The sequence below is a fragment of the Nocardia sp. NPDC050175 genome (assembly GCF_044459885.1).
Classification (GTDB): domain Bacteria; phylum Actinomycetota; class Actinomycetes; order Mycobacteriales; family Mycobacteriaceae; genus Nocardia.
In genome coordinates this window covers 1,053,499-1,072,095 of record NZ_JBITJI010000001.1, presented here as the reverse complement: position 1 = coordinate 1,072,095, position 18,597 = coordinate 1,053,499, and the positions used below count along the sequence as shown (strand labels likewise).

General features: G+C 66.1%; 21 protein-coding genes. 14 read left to right on the top strand and 7 right to left on the bottom strand.

All coding sequences use genetic code 11. From position 1 onward, the window contains the following. Positions 1–11 precede the first annotated feature (11 nt). From ACIBK2_RS04880 to ACIBK2_RS04860, 5 genes are all read right to left on the bottom strand, one after another. The gene (locus ACIBK2_RS04880) at positions 12–1,034 is read right to left on the bottom strand and encodes a polyprenyl synthetase family protein (protein ID WP_396963718.1); all 1,023 of its coding nucleotides are present in this window, start codon (positions 1,032–1,034) and stop codon (positions 12–14) included. Positions 1,035–1,167: 133 nt separating this feature from the next. Continuing rightward, positions 1,168–2,604: a family 2B encapsulin nanocompartment shell protein gene (locus ACIBK2_RS04875; RefSeq protein ID WP_396963716.1), complete on the bottom strand. Its 1,437-nt coding sequence runs from the start codon at positions 2,602–2,604 to the stop codon at positions 1,168–1,170. A gap of 391 nt (positions 2,605–2,995) precedes the next feature. Continuing rightward, positions 2,996–4,582, bottom strand: coding sequence for a regulator (locus ACIBK2_RS04870; RefSeq protein WP_396963714.1), 1,587 nt, complete (start codon positions 4,580–4,582; stop codon positions 2,996–2,998). 16 nt (positions 4,583–4,598) lie between these two features. Then, positions 4,599–5,288 carry a cysteine hydrolase family protein gene (locus ACIBK2_RS04865; protein WP_396963712.1) on the bottom strand — a complete coding sequence of 230 codons (690 nt, stop codon included), beginning with the start codon at positions 5,286–5,288 and terminating at the stop codon, positions 4,599–4,601. Beyond that, positions 5,285–6,673, bottom strand: coding sequence for an allophanate hydrolase (locus tag ACIBK2_RS04860; RefSeq protein ID WP_396963710.1), 1,389 nt, complete (start codon positions 6,671–6,673; stop codon positions 5,285–5,287). The genes ACIBK2_RS04865 and ACIBK2_RS04860 overlap by 4 nt, the downstream gene beginning before the upstream one ends. 124 nt (positions 6,674–6,797) lie before the next feature. On the opposite strand from ACIBK2_RS04860, the gene ACIBK2_RS04855 reads away from it, so the two are divergent. From ACIBK2_RS04855 to ACIBK2_RS04795, 13 genes are all read left to right on the top strand, one after another. Continuing rightward, positions 6,798–7,079, top strand: coding sequence for a DUF2277 domain-containing protein (locus ACIBK2_RS04855; protein WP_364734865.1), 282 nt, complete (start codon positions 6,798–6,800; stop codon positions 7,077–7,079). A gap of 100 nt (positions 7,080–7,179) precedes the next feature. After that, the gene (locus tag ACIBK2_RS04850; RefSeq protein WP_396963708.1) at positions 7,180–7,764 is read left to right on the top strand and encodes a biotin transporter BioY; all 585 of its coding nucleotides are present in this window, start codon (positions 7,180–7,182) and stop codon (positions 7,762–7,764) included. Further along, the gene (locus tag ACIBK2_RS04845; RefSeq protein WP_396963706.1) at positions 7,757–8,872 is read left to right on the top strand and encodes a class I adenylate-forming enzyme family protein; all 1,116 of its coding nucleotides are present in this window, start codon (positions 7,757–7,759) and stop codon (positions 8,870–8,872) included. The genes ACIBK2_RS04850 and ACIBK2_RS04845 overlap by 8 nt, the downstream gene beginning before the upstream one ends. Next, on the top strand, positions 8,869–9,996 hold the full coding sequence (locus tag ACIBK2_RS04840; protein ID WP_396963704.1) for a thiolase family protein: 1,128 nt from the start codon (positions 8,869–8,871) through the stop codon (positions 9,994–9,996). The genes ACIBK2_RS04845 and ACIBK2_RS04840 overlap by 4 nt, the downstream gene beginning before the upstream one ends. Continuing rightward, a complete protein-coding gene (locus ACIBK2_RS04835; RefSeq protein ID WP_396963702.1) occupies positions 9,993–10,673 on the top strand; it encodes an energy-coupling factor ABC transporter ATP-binding protein in 681 nt (226 codons plus the stop codon). Before ACIBK2_RS04840 ends, ACIBK2_RS04835 begins: the two co-directional genes overlap by 4 nt. Then, the gene (locus ACIBK2_RS04830; RefSeq protein ID WP_379290494.1) at positions 10,670–11,272 is read left to right on the top strand and encodes an energy-coupling factor transporter transmembrane component T family protein; all 603 of its coding nucleotides are present in this window, start codon (positions 10,670–10,672) and stop codon (positions 11,270–11,272) included. The genes ACIBK2_RS04835 and ACIBK2_RS04830 overlap by 4 nt, the downstream gene beginning before the upstream one ends. Beyond that, entirely contained in the window at positions 11,265–12,659 is a 1,395-nt protein-coding gene (locus ACIBK2_RS04825; RefSeq protein ID WP_396963699.1) for an AMP-binding protein, read from the top strand. The genes ACIBK2_RS04830 and ACIBK2_RS04825 overlap by 8 nt, the downstream gene beginning before the upstream one ends. A 48-nt stretch (positions 12,660–12,707) precedes the next feature. Further along, positions 12,708–13,037 carry an ArsR/SmtB family transcription factor gene (locus ACIBK2_RS04820; protein ID WP_396963697.1) on the top strand — a complete coding sequence of 110 codons (330 nt, stop codon included), beginning with the start codon at positions 12,708–12,710 and terminating at the stop codon, positions 13,035–13,037. Then, the gene (locus ACIBK2_RS04815) at positions 13,037–13,732 is read left to right on the top strand and encodes a cation transporter (protein ID WP_396963695.1); all 696 of its coding nucleotides are present in this window, start codon (positions 13,037–13,039) and stop codon (positions 13,730–13,732) included. The genes ACIBK2_RS04820 and ACIBK2_RS04815 overlap by 1 nt, the downstream gene beginning before the upstream one ends. Before the next feature lie 54 nt (positions 13,733–13,786). Continuing rightward, on the top strand, positions 13,787–13,936 hold the full coding sequence (locus tag ACIBK2_RS04810; protein ID WP_396964044.1) for a GNAT family N-acetyltransferase: 150 nt from the start codon (positions 13,787–13,789) through the stop codon (positions 13,934–13,936). Positions 13,937–14,057: 121 nt separating this feature from the next. Further along, positions 14,058–15,023, top strand: coding sequence for a helix-turn-helix domain-containing protein (locus ACIBK2_RS04805; RefSeq protein ID WP_396963693.1), 966 nt, complete (start codon positions 14,058–14,060; stop codon positions 15,021–15,023). Positions 15,024–15,027: 4 nt separating this feature from the next. Further along, entirely contained in the window at positions 15,028–15,462 is a 435-nt protein-coding gene (locus ACIBK2_RS04800) for an SgcJ/EcaC family oxidoreductase (protein WP_396963691.1), read from the top strand. Between the two features lie 373 nt (positions 15,463–15,835). Next, positions 15,836–16,321, top strand: a complete 486-nt coding sequence (locus tag ACIBK2_RS04795; RefSeq protein ID WP_396963689.1) for a hypothetical protein — start codon at positions 15,836–15,838, stop codon at positions 16,319–16,321. A 38-nt stretch (positions 16,322–16,359) separates the two neighbouring features. Here ACIBK2_RS04795 and ACIBK2_RS04790 read toward each other — a convergent pair whose 3' ends face one another. Continuing rightward, positions 16,360–16,731: a hypothetical protein gene (locus ACIBK2_RS04790; RefSeq protein ID WP_396963687.1), complete on the bottom strand. Its 372-nt coding sequence runs from the start codon at positions 16,729–16,731 to the stop codon at positions 16,360–16,362. A 677-nt stretch (positions 16,732–17,408) separates the two neighbouring features. Between ACIBK2_RS04790 and ACIBK2_RS04785 the strand changes: the two genes are divergently transcribed. After that, entirely contained in the window at positions 17,409–17,927 is a 519-nt protein-coding gene (locus ACIBK2_RS04785) for a DinB family protein (RefSeq protein WP_396963685.1), read from the top strand. Positions 17,928–18,159: 232 nt separating this feature from the next. Here the strand turns inward: ACIBK2_RS04785 and ACIBK2_RS04780 are convergent, their stop codons facing one another. Beyond that, complete coding sequence (locus ACIBK2_RS04780) at positions 18,160–18,567, bottom strand: VOC family protein (protein WP_396963683.1); 408 nt, start codon at positions 18,565–18,567, stop codon at positions 18,160–18,162. Between the last annotated feature and the right edge of the window lie 30 nt (positions 18,568–18,597).

Below are 18,597 nucleotides of genomic sequence, written 5' to 3'. Positions count from 1 at the left end.
ACACTCGCGGCTCAGTGGTTCCGGCGCGAAACCAGGCCTGCCAGCACCATCAGGTCCGCTGCGGCGGCGGGATCGGCCAGTGCCGCGATGGCCGCGCGGACCCGGCGGTCGGCGAGCTGCTGGGTGCATTCGCGTCCGCCCGCCGACTCGACCAGGGCGGTGGCCCGAGCGATATCCATCGAGTCCGGATCGCGGCCGTACATCGTCGCCAGCTCCGCGGCCGCCGCGGTGCCCGAACCGAGAGCCGTCACCACCGGTAGCGACATCGTGTGCCGGGCAAGGTCGCTCGTCGGTTTGCCGGTGACCTTCGGATCACCCCAGATTCCGATCAGGTCGTCGACGAACTGGAACGCCATACCCAGTTCCCGCCCGAACGTGTCCATCGCCGATACGGTGGGCAGATCCGCTTGCGCGCATAGCGCCCCGAGCGCGCAGGCGCACCCCATCAGCGCGCCGGTCTTGCCCATCGCCATCCGCGCGTATTCCTCGACATCGACCTGCGCGCCCGACCGGAACTGACAGTCCTTTTGTTGTCCCTGGCACATCTCGATGACCGCCGACTCGAGGCGGCCGACCGCCGCGGTGGCCGTCCGGCCCGGCAAGCCGGTCACCAGCACCCGGGCCGCCAGGGCATGCAGCGCGTCGCCGAGCAGCATCGCGTCGGGAACGCCCCAGATCGTCCACACGGCCGGCCTGCCGCGCCGGACCTGATCGACGTCCATGATGTCGTCGTGCAGCAGCGTGAAGTTGTGCACCAGTTCCACGGCGGCCGCCGCGGCGAGCGCGACCCGTGGGGTGGCGCCGCACGCCACGGCCGCGCAGACGGTCAGCGCGGGTCGCAGCGCCTTTCCGCCCGGTTGCGGGGTGGCGGTTCCCTCGGCATCCCACCAGCCGAGGTGGTAGCCGCCCATCAGGCACAGCGGCTCGGGTAGCGACGAAACGGCCTCGCGCAGTACCGGATCGCACATCTTGCGGGCGCTGGACAGGATCTCTGTGGCCCGGCGGCTCGTCGCCGCCGAGGTGCTCTCGACCATCAGCACGTACACCTTCCCTTGCGGTGTCGCGGACGCCGGCGTGCGGCCGCCCACGACCTGGGAACGCCGCGGCTGCTCGGTATTTCGTGGCCGCCGCGGCGTCGAAGACATCCAGGTCGCTGATCGTCCTGCGTCAGTCGGTCTGGCGTGCGACGAGGACGTTGTCGAGAATGCCGAGCGCGTCGGGGACGAGGATCGCCGCCGAGTAATAACAGCTCACCAGGTAGGAGATGATCGACTGGTCGTCGATGCCCTTGAAGCGGACATTGAGACTCGGCTCGTACTCGTCGGGCAGGCCGACGGTGTGCAGGCCGATGACGCCCTGGTCCTTCTCGCCGAGGCGCATGGCGAGGATGGACGTGGTCTGGGTGCCGCTGACCGGGATCTTGCCGCAGGGGAAGATCGGCACTCCGCGCCAGGCGGGCACCCGGTGGCCATCGATGTCGACGGGGTCCGGGTACAGGCCGCGCTTGCTGCACTCGCGACCGAACGCGGCGATCGCTTTCGGGTGCGCGATAAAGAGATTGGTGCTGCGGCGCATGCTGAGCAGCTCGTCCATATCGTCCGGGGTGGGCGGGCCGGACTCGGTGTAGATGCGCTGCTTCAGATCACAGTTGTTCAGCAGTCCGAAGTCGGGGCTGTTGACCAGGTCGTACTCGCGGCGTTCGTAGAGCGCCTCGATGGTGAGCCGCAACTGCTGCTGGGTCTGGTTCATCGGGTCGTTGAACAGATCGGCGACGCGGGTGTGCACCCGCAGCACGCTCTGCGCCAGGCTGAGTTCGTATTCCCGTGGGCTGGCGTCGTAGTCGACGAAGGTGCCGTCCAAGAGGGGCTCACCCTCGTGGCCTGAATGGATCTGGATGGCCGCCTCGCCCTGTTTGTTCTGTGGTTGCGCGGCGGCCGCCGCTACCTCGGAGAGTTGCTCTCGAAGTGCCGGTGCGTTGTCGAGTACTTGCTCGAACGCCTCCCGAGGCATGACGAGCATGGTGGTCTTGGTGACCGCCTTGACGGTGACCGGCCAAATGGCGGAGTCGTCGGTGATGCATTCGTCGCCGAAGAAGTTGCCGCCCGCGAGCATGCCGAGCTTCGTTTGCTCGCCGTATTCACCGGAACCGATCTTGGCCAATTTACCGTGCACGATGAGCATGATCTGGTTCATCGGGTTTCCGAATTCGGCGACGACCGTGCCCGGTTCGAGGTCGCGCTGTTCGAATCGTTGCGCGAGGGCCTGCAGGACTTCCTCGTCTTCGACGTTGTGCAGTGCGTGCAGCTCGCGCAGTTCCTGGGGGATGACCCTGGCCTGCGAGCCGTCGATGACGAACTCGATCTCGCCATTGCCCAGGGTGTGGGTGAGGCGGCGGTTCACCCGGTAGACACCGCCGTTGACCTGCGTCCACGGCAGCATGCGGGTCAGCCAGCGCGAGCTGATGCCCTGCATCTGTGGTTCGGATTTGGTGGTGGTCGCCAACTGGTGAGCGGCTGCGGTACTGAGGCTCTTTCGGCCATTACCATTGCCGTTGCCATTACCGTAACCATTGGTCTCAGTAGAAACCGGCATTTCGATTGTCATATTTGATCCTCACCTCGAAATGGTCACCCGTGGACGGTTTGTCATGGAATGTCCGAATAGGTGATCGTTCAGATTCGATGGTTGTGCACAGCAGGTCGACGGGCGGCGCAGAGCCCGCGGAATCAGATCACTGGAGCGAATGTTGGTATATGGCAGTGCGTTTCAGACGATGTCGATCTTAAGCCGCGAAACCTCGTGGGCGTACCCAAACTTCGAATATTAGTCGTTATTATCAGGATGGTTACGACACGTGTTCGATTGGGACACCGGCGGATAACACCTTCGTGTGAATCGCGAAAGTCGGGACAGATCGCGGGTCGGTAGCTATCTTCCGGCCACAGCGCGGAACGGCGCCACCCGGTCAGGTGACGCCGTTCCGTGGCGGACTGAATTATTCGGCAGGCGGCCCGGCGGCTTCCTCGTCCGGCGGCTCGGTGGTGGTACGCAACAGTGAGTAGCCGAGGCAGACGACACCGAAGAACAGGTACCCCAGCGCGACCTGTGGCGCGGCCGCCCAGTCCACCTCGGCGGCGTGAATCAGCCCGATCCAGCTGAGCACCGCACCGACCAGCGAGGCGAGTGTCGCAGCGACAAAACGCTTTTCGAGCACGAACGTCACTATGGTGCCGAGCACGAGTCCGGCGAGCACAGCGCCGGAACCGAGCGTTTTCAGGCCGTCGTAGACGACGCCAGCTTGGCCGAGCGCCTCGGCGCCGACCTTGTCCGCAGACGTGCCCGCCGCGCTGAGCGCGTTGTCGATCAGGCCGACCGCCCACTCCGCGAGGTTCGGCAGCAGCGCCGCGACGACGGCGACCGCGTGCAGTCGCGGCACCGCCTGGAACGCCTGTGCGCCGATCAGCAGTCCGATATAGAGCAGGATCGGCACGATGGCCGGGATCGGCAGCACCGTCGCGAGCAGCCCGAAAAGCCCGAGCAGGCACATCAATCCGATGGCCGCGCCGCTGGCCAGCGAGTATCCGGTGCGCCCGCCCGCGTCCTTCCAGCCGGGATGGCCGATGTAGACCGCGGGCGGGAAGGGCGAGCCGAACCCCGACCCGATGATCGCGCCGAAGCCGTCGGCGAGCAGCACGCTGCGCAGGTTGTAATTGTCGCCGGCCGCCGCGGCGCTCTCCACATTGCTCATCGCCTCGGTGAAGTTGTAGACGCCCAACGGAATTGCCGTCGCGAGCAGCGGAGCGAGATTGCTCAGCCCGTCGAAGAGCAGATCGAGCCGCAGGTCGGGCAGGCCGAGCGCGATATCGTGCGCGGCCTTCGAGACGTCCGGCGCCGACATGTAGCCGCCGATCCAGCCGATCGCCGTGCCGACCAGCAGCGCGACCAGGCCGACCGGAATGTTGCCCGGCAGCTTCACATCGGTGAAGAAGCCGATCAGGATGATCGCGAGCACCGGAAGCCCGATCCACGCGGCCTCCCACATCTGCGCGGCGGGCCGCATCGCGATGAACGTGATGGAGATGCCCGCCAGGGTGCCGAGCATGGCCGCGCGCGGGGTGATCTTGCGGATGAACGGACCGACGAAGGCGCCGATCATCACGATGACGCCGATCATGAATGCCCAGGCCAGGCCCGCCGACCAGGCCTTCATCGGGTCGTTGGTTTTCAGATAGATCGGCAGCATGACCACGAACACGACGATGAACATGTGCGGCACGCTCGGGCCGTACGGCAACGCGGTCACCGTCGCGCGGCCTTGGCGGCGGGCGAGGCGGCGCGCCAGCAGCATGTAGTACAGGTTGCCGAGCACCAAGGCGACGCCCAATGCGGGCAGCACCGTGCCGAGTACGTCGCCGCTCGGGATCTTGACGACCGCGATGGACAGGGTGGTGAGGGTGAGCACGTTCACCAGGATGTTGAACGCGAGCCCGAAGAAGGCGTTGGTGTCGCCGCGCGTCCACCAGGGAAGGGTAAGTGCGGCAACGGGTTCGGCTTCGTCGGTGGTCTTCGTATCGACAGACATCGGGATTTCCTGTTCGCTAAGCCGGGATGTGCGCGGACTCGAGTGCGCCGATGACCGACGCGGAATCGGTGACCCAGCCGAAGATGCCGCCCTGGGCGGCGATCATCGCGAGCCCGACCCGCTGGAACTCGGGGAAATATGAACCGACACAATCGGATACGACCAGGCAGCGGTAGCCGCGGTCGTTCGCCTCGCGCACCGTCGTATGGACGCACACCTCGGTGGTAACGCCGGTGACCAGCAGTGTCTCGATCGAGTTCTGCTGCAGCACCGCCGCGAGATCGGTGGCGTAGAACGCGCCCTTGCCCGGCTTGTCGATCACCACTTCGCCTGCGAGCGGGGCCAATTCGTCGATAATGTCGTGGCCGTACTCGCCACGGATGAGAATGCGCCCGAACCGGCCCGGATCGCCGATGCGCTGAGTTGGGTTACCCCGCTCCAGTTTCGCCGGTGGACAGTCCGACAGGTCCGGTAGATGGCCTTCGCGGGTGTGGATCACCGGGATGCCCGCCGCGCGTGCCGCCGCCATCAGCCGGGCCAGCGGGTCGATCACCGTCCGGAGTAGCGCGACGTCGTTGCCGAGGCTTTCGCCGAACCCACCGGAGAGCAGGAAGTCGCGCTGCATGTCGATCACGAGCAGGGCGACGGTGGTTCGGTCGAGGGTGAAGGGTGTCGGTTGTGCCGGAATGTGTTGTACTGCGGTCATCTTCGTTCTTTCTGTACGAGCCGGATATCCAGATGCGCCTCGGCCAGGCGCGGCTCGTCGAGGATTCGGGCGGCCGCCGCGAGCACCGTGTCGTCGGCGAGCGCGGGTCCGAAGACCATCGCCGACACGGGGCGTCCGTCCGATGTGTTGCCCACCGGCACCGCAATGGCGGTGAGGTCGAGCAGGTTCCCGAAATGGGTGTAGTGGCCCAGCATGGTGTTGGTGGCGATGGGGTCGGCGAGCACCTGCTGGATCGTGCAGGTGGTGCCGATCGTCGGGACTACGACGACGTCGTAATCGGCCCACATCCGGGCGACCACCGCACGCAGTTCCTGCAGACGCTGTTGGGCACGGAACACATCGACCGCGGTGAATCCGTAACCGCTGGTGAATATCTCGCGGACCACGGGCAGTATCGACTCGGGATGTTCGGCGAGGAAGGTGCCGAACTCGACGAGCCGCTCGGCGACCCACGGGCCTTGATAGAGCAGCACGCCCGCGTCCAGGAACGGCCGCAGTGTGGTTGTCACACAGTCGAATCCGAGTCCGTACAGCCGGTCGCGCACGCCGAGGTGCGCGGTGCGGAAGGCCTCGTCACCGAAGAACTCCAGCTCCGATTCGACGGGCAGCCCCACCCGAATGGGCCCGCCGCGGAAGCGTTCGCCGCGCGACCTGCTCCACGGGTCGGCCGGATCCGGGGCGGCGATCACCGCGAAGACGCGGTCGAGATCTTCGATCCGCGAGGCCATCAGCGTCAGACAGTCGAGCGATTTGCACGCGGGCACCAGCCCGACCGTGCTGATCAGTCCGCGCGACGGCTTCCAGCCGAGAATCCCGTTGAGCGCGGCCGGAACTCGGCCCGAGCCCGCGGTGTCGGTGGCGACACAGAACGGCACCTGGCCGAGGGCGACGGCGAGCGCGGAACCCGAACTGGAGCCGCCGGAGATCAGGTCGCCGCCGAAGACGCTGCGCGGCATGGGGTATGGCGTCCTGGTGCCGTTCAGGCCGGTCGCGAACTGGTCGAGATTCGTCTTGCCGACATACAGCGCGCCCGCGTCCAGCAGCCGCTGCACCGCGGGCGCGGTTTCGGTGGCGACATAGGCGAAGTCGGGGCAGGCCAGCGTGGTAGGCCAGCCTGCGACGTCGATGCTGTCCTTCACCCCGAACGGCACACCGTACAGCGGGAGGGTTCGGGCGCCTGGTCGCCGCTCGAGCTCCGCGGCCGCGGAGAGCAGTTGTGCGCGCGGTACGGGGGTGATCCAGGTGCCGTCGTCGCCCCGCGCCTCGATGGCGTCCGCGACCCGGGCCGCGGTGCTGCTCGGCGAGCCGCTGCCGCCTGCGTGCGAGGCGAGAATCTCCGCGACAGTTGGCCCTGGATTTCGCATCTGTCGATTGTCGGCAGTGCGTGTGAAGCGGACGGCCTCACAATGTATCCGCTGTGTTAGCTGTTTCTGGGCGGCGAATGCCGCTGGGCCGGTATCTGTCGGGGCGGCGGATTAGCCTCGGGGTATGTGTCGAAACATCACTGCCCTGCGGGGGCTAGAGCCCGCGGCGACGCCGGAGGAGATCCAGGCCGCCGCGTTGCAGTACGTGCGTAAGGTCGGCGGGTTGTCGAGTATCTCGGCCGCCACTCAGCCTGCGGTCGATGCCGCCGTCGCCGATATCGCCGCGATCACGACCCGGCTGCTGGAGCAACTGCCGGATCGTAAGGTGCCGCCGAAGTCGGTGCCGCCGCTGCGTCGGCCCGAGGTGCAGGCGCGGATTCAGGCCAGGGCACACTCGCACGACTAGCCTCGCTGCCTCGGCATCGGTCGCTGTGCGCGGGTGCGGTCGGCGAACGGGTGCCTGCTATCTTGAACGTCGTTCAAGCTGGTAGTTGGAGGAAGTCGTCGTGGACGGTGTCGAGAACTCTCGGGGCTCGAGGGTTGCCTTTTCCGCGCGGGACATCGCGCAGGTCGCGGTGTTCGCCGCGCTGATCGCGGCGATGGGGCTTCCCGGCGCGATCACGGTCGGATTCAGCGGTGTGCCGATCACGGTGCAGACGCTCGGCGTCATCCTGGCCGGCGCGGTGCTCGGTGCGCGCAAGGGGACCGCCGCGGTGCTGGTGTTCCTCGCGTTGACGCTGATCGGGTTGCCGCTGCTGTCGGGTGGCCGCACCGGACTGACCGCGATGGCTGGGCCTAGTGCCGGATATCTGGTCGGGTGGGTGCCCGCGGCGCTGGTCATCGGCTTGCTGACCGCGCGGATCCTGCCGAAGTATCCGCTGGTGCTCGGTCTGTTGATCAATGCGCTGGGCGGGCTTGTGGTCATCTATCTCTTCGGCACGCTCGGGCTGTTGCTGCGCACCGATCTGGATATTCGGCATGCGATCAGCACCAACTTCGCGTTCATTCCCGGCGACTTGGCGAAGGTTGTGGTCGCGACGGTGGTCGCCAAGGGTGTGCATCGCGCGTATCCCGGTTTGATTCGTGCGTAGTCCGGAGCTCGGCGGCTCGGGGGATCAGCCCGCCGTCGAATTCGGCGGTCGCGCTTACACTTACGATCAGCTCGATCGTGCGATCGAGGAATGGATCGCAGGGGACAGTGCGCCTGTTTACGACGCGTCGATGCTGTCGGTCCCCGATGCGTTGATCTGCGTCTGTGCTGCCGCTCGGCGGGGTGTGCCGGTGATCGTCGAGAATCCCGAGGCACGGCCCGATCGCCCGGACATTCCTTCCTCGGCATTCCTTGTGGTGACCACATCGGGTTCCACCGGCCGGCCACGACCGCTCGCCCGTACTGCGGCGTCCTGGTTCGACAGTTTTTCGGCGTTCACTGCTATTACTGGCGTCGAGGCCACGGATCGTGTGCTGATCACCGGTCCGTTGCACGCGACTATGCATCTGTTCGGTGCGCTGCACGCATTGTGGCGGGGCGCGTGCGTCACCGACGATCCGACGCGAGCCACGGTTGTGCATGCGGTACCTGCCGTGCTTCGTGACGTGGTGAACAAGGCACCGAAGCTGCGGACGGCGATCGTCGCGGGCATCGCCCTGGACGACGGTGCTCGTGCGGCGGCGGACGATATCGAGATCATCGAATACTACGGGTCCGCAGAGGTTTCGCTCGTTGCGGCGCGTCGGGTGCCCGAACCGCTTCGCCTGCTGGACGAGGTCGATGCCGAAATCCGCGACGGGCTGCTCTATGTCCGGACCCCGTACAGCGTGCTCGGTACGCCCGAATGGTTCGGCGTCGGTGACCTGGCCGAACTCGGTGCGAACCGCGAGCTCACCGTCCGAGGCAGGGGAGAATCCGCAATCAATGTCGGCGGCACCACGGTCCTCGCCGAGGACGTCGAGCGCATCCTCGGGACACTGGAAGGCGTCGCCGCCGTAGCGGTGGTCGGCTCGCCGCACGCGGTGCTCGGTGAGATCGTCACGGCCGCAGTGCAACTCGACGGCGTCGGCATCGATACGGTCCGTGCGCAGGCGCGCGGCCTGCTGATGAAAGAGGCCATGCCGCGTCGCTGGGTGCCGCTGCCGACGCTGCCACGGACCGCCAGCGGGAAGGTGGCCAGAGGTCAGCTGAAAGACTTGCTGGCATGAACTCGGTCCCCGTGCTGGTAGCGCCGCGTCGAACGCCGATCGGCAATGCCGGGCACGGGTTCGCCGCGCTGACGACCACTGACCTGGCCGCGCCTGTGTTGCGCGAGGTGCTGTCGACGCTGCGCGGGGCGGGCGTTGCTGCCGAGGTGGACGATGTCGTACTCGGTAACTGCTTGGGTCCCGGTGGGGATCCGGCGCGGATCGCGGCGTTGGCGGCCGGGTTCGGGGTGGAGGTTCCCGGTGTCACGGTTGATCGGCAGTGCGGGTCGGGTCTCGATGCGGTGATGCAGGCGGCATTGCGGGTGCGCAGTGGGGCCGATGAGCTCATTCTGGCGGGTGGTGTCGAGTCGGCGAGTACCGCGCCGTGGCGGTTCTGGCCGCCGGTCGCCGGGGCCGAGCCGGTGCGGTACACGCGCGCTCCCTTTGCGCCGCACGGCTTTCCGGATCCCGAAATGGGGGTGGCGGCCGACGATCTGGCGCGGGTTCGTGGGATCAGCCGGGAGCGGCAGGACGCGTATGCCGCGCGTTCGCACACTCTTGCCGCGGCGGCGGACTTCACTGCGGAGATCGTGCCGATCGGGGAGGTGCGTCGGGACGAACGTATTCGGGCGGGGATGACCGAGGCGCGGCTCGCGCGGCTGCGGCCGAGTTTCGGGGTCGACGGGACTGCGACGGCGGGTAATTCGTGTGGCATCTCCGACGGGGCGGCGGTGGTGGCGGTGACCAGCGAGTCGCTGGCCGCGGGGCTGCCCGCATTGCGGATACTCGGGTCGGCGGTGGCCGGATCTGATCCTGCCTACCCAGGGCTCGGGCCGGTTCCTGCGATACGGAAGCTGTTGCGGCGCAACGGAGTCGACGTGACAGATGTGGGAATCGTCGAGATCACCGAGGCTTTCGCTTCGGTAGTGCTAGCGGTGTCGGACGAGCTGGGTTTGGATGAATCGAAGATCTGCCCGGAAGGTGGGGCGATCGCGATGGGGCATCCGTGGGGTGCGTCGGGAGCTATTTTGCTGGTGCGGTTGGCAAGTCAGATGCTGCGCGAGGGTGGGCCCGCGCTCGGGCTCGCGGCGTGTGCCATCGGTGGCGGGCAAGGCATTGCCATGCTCGTGGAGCGTGTGTCGTGAGTGAGATCGTCTTTTCCTCGGTGAGTCACAGCTTCGGTGAACGAAAAGTATTGCGTGGCATCGATCTTCGGATCACCGAGCGGCGGGTCGGCATCATCGGAGCCAACGGTTCCGGGAAGTCGACCCTGGCGCGCATGATCAACGGGTTGCTGGCGCCGACCTCGGGCACCGTCACCGTGGACGGCATCGACGCGGCACGCAAGGGCGGGCAGGTGCGGCGCAAGGTCGGGTTCGTGTTCACCGACCCCGACACCCAGATCGTGATGCCGACCGTCGCCGAGGATCTCGCTTTCTCTTTGCGCCGAACAGGTTTGAGCAAGCAGGAGGTCGCGGCGCGGGTCGAGGAGATGCTGGTTCGGTTCCGCCTGCACGAGCACGGCGACCACCCCTCGCACCTGCTGTCCGGTGGGCAGAAACAATTGCTCGCCATCGGCGCGGTCCTCATCCGCAGGCCCGAGGTGATCATCGCCGACGAGCCGACCACCCTCCTGGACCTGCGCAACGCTCGCGTCGTCGCCGACGCGCTGGACGCGATGGACCAGCAGGTGATCGTCGTGACGCATCAGCTTGCGCTGCTGGATAGTTTCGAGCGGGTCATTGTGATCGATGAAGGTCTCGTCGCGTTCGACGGAACGCCCGCCGCTGCCGTCCCCGCCTACCGGGAACTGGTCGAATGATCGGGCTGTACCGGCCCGGTGACTCACTGCTGCACCGAATGCCCGCCGGGGCCAAGCTGTTGCTGTTGATCGTATCGATCGTGGCGGCAACGGTGTTCGTGCGCAGCCCGATCGAGGTCGGCATCGTCGCCGCAGCGGTGGCGGGACTGTTCGCCCTCGCCCGCATCCCGTTCAAAGTCGCTGTGGCGCAACTGCGTCCGATGGTGTGGATGCTGCTGATCATCGCCGTGTTCCAGGTCCTGATCACCTCGCCCGCGCGGGCCGTCGTCGTCTGCGGCGTGCTGCTGATCTCGGTGGCACTTGCCGCGTTGGTCACCCTCACCACCCGCGTGACCGACCTGCTCGACACGGTGACACGCGCGCTCGGGCCGTTGCGCAGGCTCGGCGTCGACCCGGATCGCATCGGTTTGCTACTGGCGCTTGCCATTCGATGTGTTCCGCTGTTGGCCGGAATCGTGCACGATGTCGCAGAGGCGCGACGAGCCCGCGGCCTGCAATGGTCGATGACGGCCCTGGCGACCCCGGTACTGGTACGCGCCTTGCGCACAGCCGACGCGATGGGTGACGCCCTCGCCGCGAGAGGAGTCGACGATGACTGAGCTACTGGCCGAGCGCATCGCCCGCCGCGCCGCCGAGCACCCGGACGCGACCGCCGTCATCTCCACTCGTGAACGCGTCGACTATCGCGAGTTCTGGTCCCGCGTCACCCGCACCGCGGCGGGCCTCAGTGGCATGAATCGCGTTGCCGCACTACCGACTTCGGACATCGATTCAGTGGTCACCGTAACCGCGGCCATGCACACCGGCGTCAGCATCGTGCTGCTGCACCGTCACCTCATGCCCGAACAACTGACCCGCGTCCTCGCACTCGCCACACCAGCTGCCATCGTCGCCTCACCCCAACAACACCGCCGACTGCGAAAAATGGGATATGACGGGCCAATCCAGACTGCCACCACCCTGGAATCCGATGGCTCAGCCGCCCAGGCGCTACCCGGCACCGAGCTACTGGTCGGCATAACCTCCGGCACCACCGGCGAACCAAAACTGTTCGTACGCAACCAACAATCCTGGTCAACCACCCTCGACCGCTCCGACACCACCTTCGACATCGGCCCCCGCGACCTCGTCTCAACCCCCGGCGTCCTCGACCACACCCACTTCCTCTACGGCGCACTACACACACTCACCCGAGGCGCGACAGTCGACCTCCGCCCGGTCCTAGAATCACTCGAAGACGGTGCGACACACCTGTATTCAGTGCCGACCATCGCCTGGGACATAGTCCGATCAGGCACCGGCCCGTTCCCCGACGTCCGTGAGGTCCTCTCCTCCGCGGCCCGCTGGCAACGCACGGGAAGGCAATCGCTACAAGAGGTCCTGCCGAACGCTTCCCTGGTGCACTTCTACGGCGCCTCCGAACTGAGCTTCGTCTCCTTCGACCGAGGACTCGGCAACCCCAACGAGAACTCGGCAGGCCAACTGTTCGACGGCGTCGATATCGACATCCGAGACGGCCTCGTATTCGCCCGCAGCAACATGCTTTTCGACGGCTACCTCACCGAACACGGCATAGCCGACGGCCCCGTCGACGGCTGGATGTCAGTGGGGGACAGAGGCCAAATGCTCGGCAACGAACTACACCTGTTCGGCCGAGAAAGCGAAATGCTGATCCGCGCAGGCCTCAACGTAGAACCCGCCGCCATCGAATCCGCCCTCACCGCCATCCCCGGCATCACCGAAGCCGCCTGCATGGCCGTCCCCGACCATCGCATGGGCGAAGCCCCCGCCGCGGCAATAGTGGTCGACGAAACCGCCCCGAGCACCGACCAAATCTGGCGCCACCTACGCGCCACCCTCCCCAGTCCCAGCATCCCCATCCAAATCCTCACCCTCCCAAGCCTTCCCCGCACCCCACGCGGAAAGCTCGATCGCGAAGCCCTCGCCGCCGCCTTCAGCTCCTTCATACGTGAGGCGGCAGACTAGCTTTTGTACAGATTGACATGAATACAGGAATTTCTGTACTGTTCGTGCATGGCCACCTTGGTGCACAGCGACGCGCTTTCTAGGTTCGGGTACGCGCTGTCGGATTCGACGCGCTCGCAGATCCTGCTTGCGCTGCGGACCGCGCCGAGTTATCCGTCGGAGCTTGCTGATCGGATCGGTGTCTCCCGGCAGATCCTGTCCAACCACCTAGCCTGTCTGCGCGGCTGCGGGTTGGTTGTCGCCGTTCCCGAGGGGCGGCGCAGCCGGTATGAGCTCGCTGATCCTCGGATCGGTCGTGCCCTCGACGACCTGGTCGGCCTGGTGCTCGCGGTCGATCCGGCCTGCTGCCCAGACTCCGATACCGAGGGGTGCTGCTGATGACCTCGGACCTCGGGTTGCCGAGTGTCCCCAGTGGCCCGAATCTGGCACGGCGACAAGTGCTTTCGCGGCGGATCCGGCTGTTCGTGGCGGCGACGATCAGCTACAATGTGATCGAGGCGGTGATCGCGTTGACCGAGGGCACCCGGGTGTCCTCGGCGGCGTTGATCGGCTTCGGGCTCGACTCGGTCATCGAGGTGTCCTCCGCGGCGGCAGTGGCTTGGCAGTTCTCCAGCAAGGATCCCGCGGCGCGAGAACGGTTGACGCTGCGGATCATCGCGTTCTCGTTCTTCGCGCTGGCGCTGTATGTCACCGTCGACGCGATCAGTTCGTTGCTCGGGGTCGGTGAAGCCCGACATTCGCCCGTCGGAATCGCTTTGGCCGCAGTGAGTTTGGCTGTCATGCCGGTGCTCTCGTCGGCGCAACGCCGGGCCGGGCGGGAACTCGGCTCGCGGACGGCGGTCGCTGATTCGAAACAGACCTTGCTGTGCACGTACCTCTCGGCCGTCCTGCTGGTCGGTCTGTTGCTCAACACCCTGTTCGGCTTGTCGTGGGCGGACCCGATCGCGGCGCTGGTCATCGCGGTCGTCGCGATCAAGGAGGGCCGCGATGCGTGGCGCGGCGACGCGTGCTGCGCCACGCCGATCGCGGCGGGCCGAACCGAAGTCGCCGGGCCCGACTGCGCGTGCTGCTGAGGCCTGTGACTCGCAGCGGCGGATAACGGCAAATCCTGTCGCTGTCGCTCGGAAATCGGCGGGCTGTTCGTCGCCCCCGAAGCACAGGGCAGGGGCATTGGCCGATTACTGGTCGAACACGCTGTCGCCATGCACGGCGACCTGCCCCTCGAGGTGTACGAGCGCAATACCTCTGCCCGCGCGGTCTACGACCGACTCGGGTGAAGATCGTTCCCTTGACGTTGGTGGCGAACATAGAGTCGATCAGATCCTCCGTCACCTCGCCGAACGGAGCTACGGTGCCGACGCCGGCTGGACGATCACCGGTCGGCGCTACCGTGGGCAGGTGTTCACCGACATCGAAACCTTCCAGGAGATACGCGCGGCGAGCGGGTTGCCGCCTGTGCTCAGTGGGCGGCACGACGGCGGGGAATTCCGGGCCGGCCTTGTTGCGCGTGACCTCGGGCCGCTCAAGCTGATCGAGTTGGTCACGCCCGCCGGTGAATGCTTCCGGGACGCTCGTTGCGCCCGGGCCGACGACGAGGAGCTGTGGCAGATCGACCTGGTGACGCGGGGTCGGGCGCGCGTCGAACAGGGCCGTGGCACTGCGGATCTCGGGCCGGCCGACCTGGTTCTCATCGATCCGGCGCGGCCGGTCCGGTTCGCCAGCACCGCATGCACGCACGTGACCATCCTGGTGCCTCGACGGGAGCTGCGGCTTCGTTCCGGGGATGCCGCCCGCTTGGCCGGCGTACGCATCGCAGGCGACTGCGGCCCGGGGGCGTTGGTGTCCTCGCTGGCGCGGGACATGGCCCGGTCACTGACCGGGTTCCGCGCCGGCGAGGCGGATCGGTCGGCGGCCGCGGTGATCGAGCTGATCTCGGTGGCACTCGAGGCACAGCTGGGCGACGCGCGTCCGAGCTCCGACGAGGCGCTGCGCGCCCGCGTTCTCGGCTACATCGAGGCGCGGCTGTCGGACCGGGACCTCGCCCCAGCCAAAATCGCCGCCGCACACCATATTTCGCTACGCAGGCTCCACAAGCTGTTCGACGATCAACCGCTGACCGTCGCGGCCCTCATTCGCCGGCGCCGTCTGGAGCGGTGCCGCGCCGACCTGGCGCGCAGCGACCGGACCGTCGCGGCTGTCGCTGCGCGTTGGGGGTTCGTCGATCCGGCGCATTTCAGCAGGCTGTTCAAGGCGACGTACGGCTACAACGCGGCGACGCTGACAGTCAGCAACCGTGCACGCACAGTCAAGGCGCCCGCCGCCGGGCCCGGTGAGGATGGAGGCGCACACATTCTAGAAAGGTGAACACATGGAACAGTCGGTCGAGGCGATCAGCGCTATTCCGGGCCGGATGTATGAGGCATGGAACCGCGGGGACGTCGCCGGTTTCTTCGCCGACTTCGCCGAGGACGTCCTGTTCGCGGAGCTCGAGGGAACCATCTACCGCAGTCGCGCGGAGGCGATCGCGGCGCACGAGACGATCTTCGCGACCGTGATGAAAGGTTCCCGGCTGGTGCGGGGCGAGGTGCCGTTCGCCCGCATCATCAGCCCGGGTGTCGGTGTGGTCCACGCCCGCGTCGGGATCCTCATGCCGGGCGAGGAGGAGCCGCCGTCGACACGCTTCTCCATGCAGCTTTTCGTCACGGTGTGGCGGGACGACCGCTGGGTGGTCGTGGCTCTGGAGAACGCACGCCTGCTCTCCCTGGAGACCATGGCGGCCCTGGAGTCCCTGCCTGCCGGATAACGGGAACATGGCTCGCAGCCGCAGCTGTCACCGGTGGTCGAAGGACGTCTTCGCCTCGCGGTTGCTCGACAGTTAGCAACCCCTTCGACCCCGCACGATAGGTAGGGTCAGGGGAGTCGTCGCCACATTTCGGAATCGTTGCGTTGGAGGGCTGTTGGAGATCGACACGCTTCGATACGTGGTGACCTGGTCACCTTCCTGGTCTCCGGCAAGGCCACCAACATCATCGGTGCGGACTACATCATCGATGGCGGGACGTTGAAGACCATTTGATTATGTGGCGATTCCGACAGCTGCGTCACCGGCCCGGTACTTTTTGCTGAACCGGCAAAGAACGTCGGTGGAGACTCGGTTCGTCTGACACATTTCGAACGTGATCGACAAACAAGGAACCGCGAACGAACTCCTGAGCCGCCCGGCGTCGACGATGTCGGTCGACACCCCAGTCCACCAGGTCGCCACCCGGTTCGTGCAGACGTACAGCCTGACCCGAGTCGACCCTGAATTCGACGAATTGTTCGCCGAGACCGTCGAGGTATGGCACAGCTTCGACCACGAGACACTGTCGCTGCCCGGTGTCGAGTTGGCGAAAGCGATGGTGCGGATGCTCCGCGCGACCGCTGAAATGGTAGGTGGCCACCGCGACCGGATCTGGTCCCTCACCGTCGGCCACGACGGTTTCGCGCTGGCCGCGACCGCCTCGGGCGAACTGGAGGACGGCACCGCGCTGCGGATCTCGCGGTGTCTGCTGGTGACCGTGCACGACGCCCGGATCACCCGCATCGACGAGTTCGGCGATCAGCGCCAGCGTGCGCCACTCGACGAGGCCCTGCGTGCGGCCGGCAGATTCCGCACCTAGACCAGCACACCGAACAAGCCCGGAGGCTGGGCCTGGGGTCAGTCGAAATGCACCGTGCCCATCAAATACACGAAGAACACTGCAAGCGCCGTGACAAAGAGGTTGATCGCAAGACTGATGCTCGCGATCATGAGGGCAGCATAGGCAGGTCCGGACCCGCGGTCTGTGCGCTGGGAGCGCCGCATCCCTCCCTTGCTGAGCAAAAACGCCGAGCTACTGAGAATCACGGGAAATGTGACAGCGAATAGCGCATCACCGAGACCGGAATCCACGAACGGACTCGGGACTAGGTAGAGAGTCCAGGGCAGCGTGACCGCCGGGCAGGCGAGGACCAAGGCGGCATACGTCATCCAGTTGAAGCGGTGCGATGGTTGCACCGACGGATGGCGTTGCGGCACAGGTTCTTTCATCGGCCAATGACAACAGCACGCCGGCGCGCTGTACACCCCGGAGTTCCAGGGGCCCAGGACCTGCTCAATCGGTCCGGTCGTCCAACGGAAGTCCTCGACTGTGCGGTTCGGTCAGCACCGTCGGAGGTGCAGGTCGCGGGCGTGGTCGCTGCTGTGTGGAACCGGTCTGAGCGGTCAAAGATCGGGCACAGGCGGTAAATTTCACCGGGACGGCTCGGTTTGTGACCGCTCAGGCCCGATGACCGGACTTCAGCTGCAGAAGCAGTACGGCACGCTCGCCAGGGTGTTGATCAGAGCGTTTCGCGCTCTAGGTGGCCCCGCCCCCTCGCGTGTAGTGTCTAACGCAACGCCCTGCGCACGATGCCACAAACTCGCGACGTATCGTCGCCCGCAATGCGCAGCTCTCGCCACTAGAGGCCGGTAACCGCTCATTCAGCGAGCCATTCATACAGTCAGCGGCACGGTCGCCGCAGTCCACCGACCTCGCAGACAAGCCATTGCGCGTCCGGCCATCCACCGCCAGGAAAACACCGGCCGACCACAGGCCGACGACACCAGGTGTCGATCACACGCCCGTCGCATCGAAAATCCACCCTCCGGCCGTGGTGAACGCAGTACCGACTATCCGAAACCGCCAGTACGGCAAGCCGATCCGAACCGAAAGAATTGAGCCAGCGATGACATGGTCGATACCACGAATCACCACGGGCGCGGAACGCCGTCTGCTCGAGTACATGCTCGACCGCAACCGGGCCGAACTGATCAACACGGTGCGCGTGCTGTCCGAACACGATGCCCGCCGCCGCCTCGTCGCGTCGCTGACTACACCAATCGGATTACTCAAGCACGCCGCGGTCGCTGAACGAATCTGGTTCCATCACGTCCTGGGCGGCATACCTGAGAGCCAATGCGACGGTGGCACGACGCCGGGCGACGCTAGTTTCGTTGTCGATGACAACGAGACCCTGGCCGAGGTGATCGCCGAATTCGAGAGCGCCAGTGAACGTTCCCGCGCGATCGCCGCCCGATTCGACCTCGATGACATCAAGACGCACCCCCGTGTCGGGGATGTCAGCCTCCGCTTCGTCTATCTGCTTGCGATCGAGGACTTCGCACGTCATGCCGGCCACGGCGACATCCTCGGCGAGCAGATCAACCACCCTGTCCCACCGAGCATCGACGGTCCAGAACGCTGATAGCCGAGATCACCACCCGGCACACACGGACCAAACTCCGCTCGCAGTTCACAACGCGCCGTAATTGCCGCGACCTCCGCATTCGCGAACGTCTTTCTACGCCGCTGAGCGCGCGTTGGTCGGCCGTCCAAATCTATTGGTCGACACGGCTTCCCAACACGCACTCAGTGGTCGCGTTGTGCGTGGTCCGAAACGGTCAAGGGGTCCTGAGGGGCGTGGAAGTTATTGCTGGCTAAGCAACCTCAGGCTCGCAGGGGCCGAGTAGGTCCCATCGGTTGCCTGAGATGTCGAGGAAGACGGCGACCTGCCCGTAGGGCTCGGTGCGCGGCTCGGTCACGAACGACACCCCAGCATTGACCATCCGGTGATACGCCGCTGCGAAGTCGGTGACCCGGAGGAAGAATCCGACCCGGCCCGCGGCCTGCTCTCCGATAGCGCGGTGCTGCTTGTCCCCGTCCGCCTGTGCGAGCAGGATTCCGGTGGTGGCGGCGGGTGGGCGAACGACTACCCATCGTTTGGTGCGGCCATCGTTGGTCAGCGAGGGAGAGTCTTCGATGAGATCGAAACCGAGTGTCTCGACGAAGAACTTGATGGCCGAGTCGTACTCCTCGACGATGATCGCAATCAGTTCCAGATGCACTCAGCGAGCCTAGGCGCGGCTGCGCGTGTT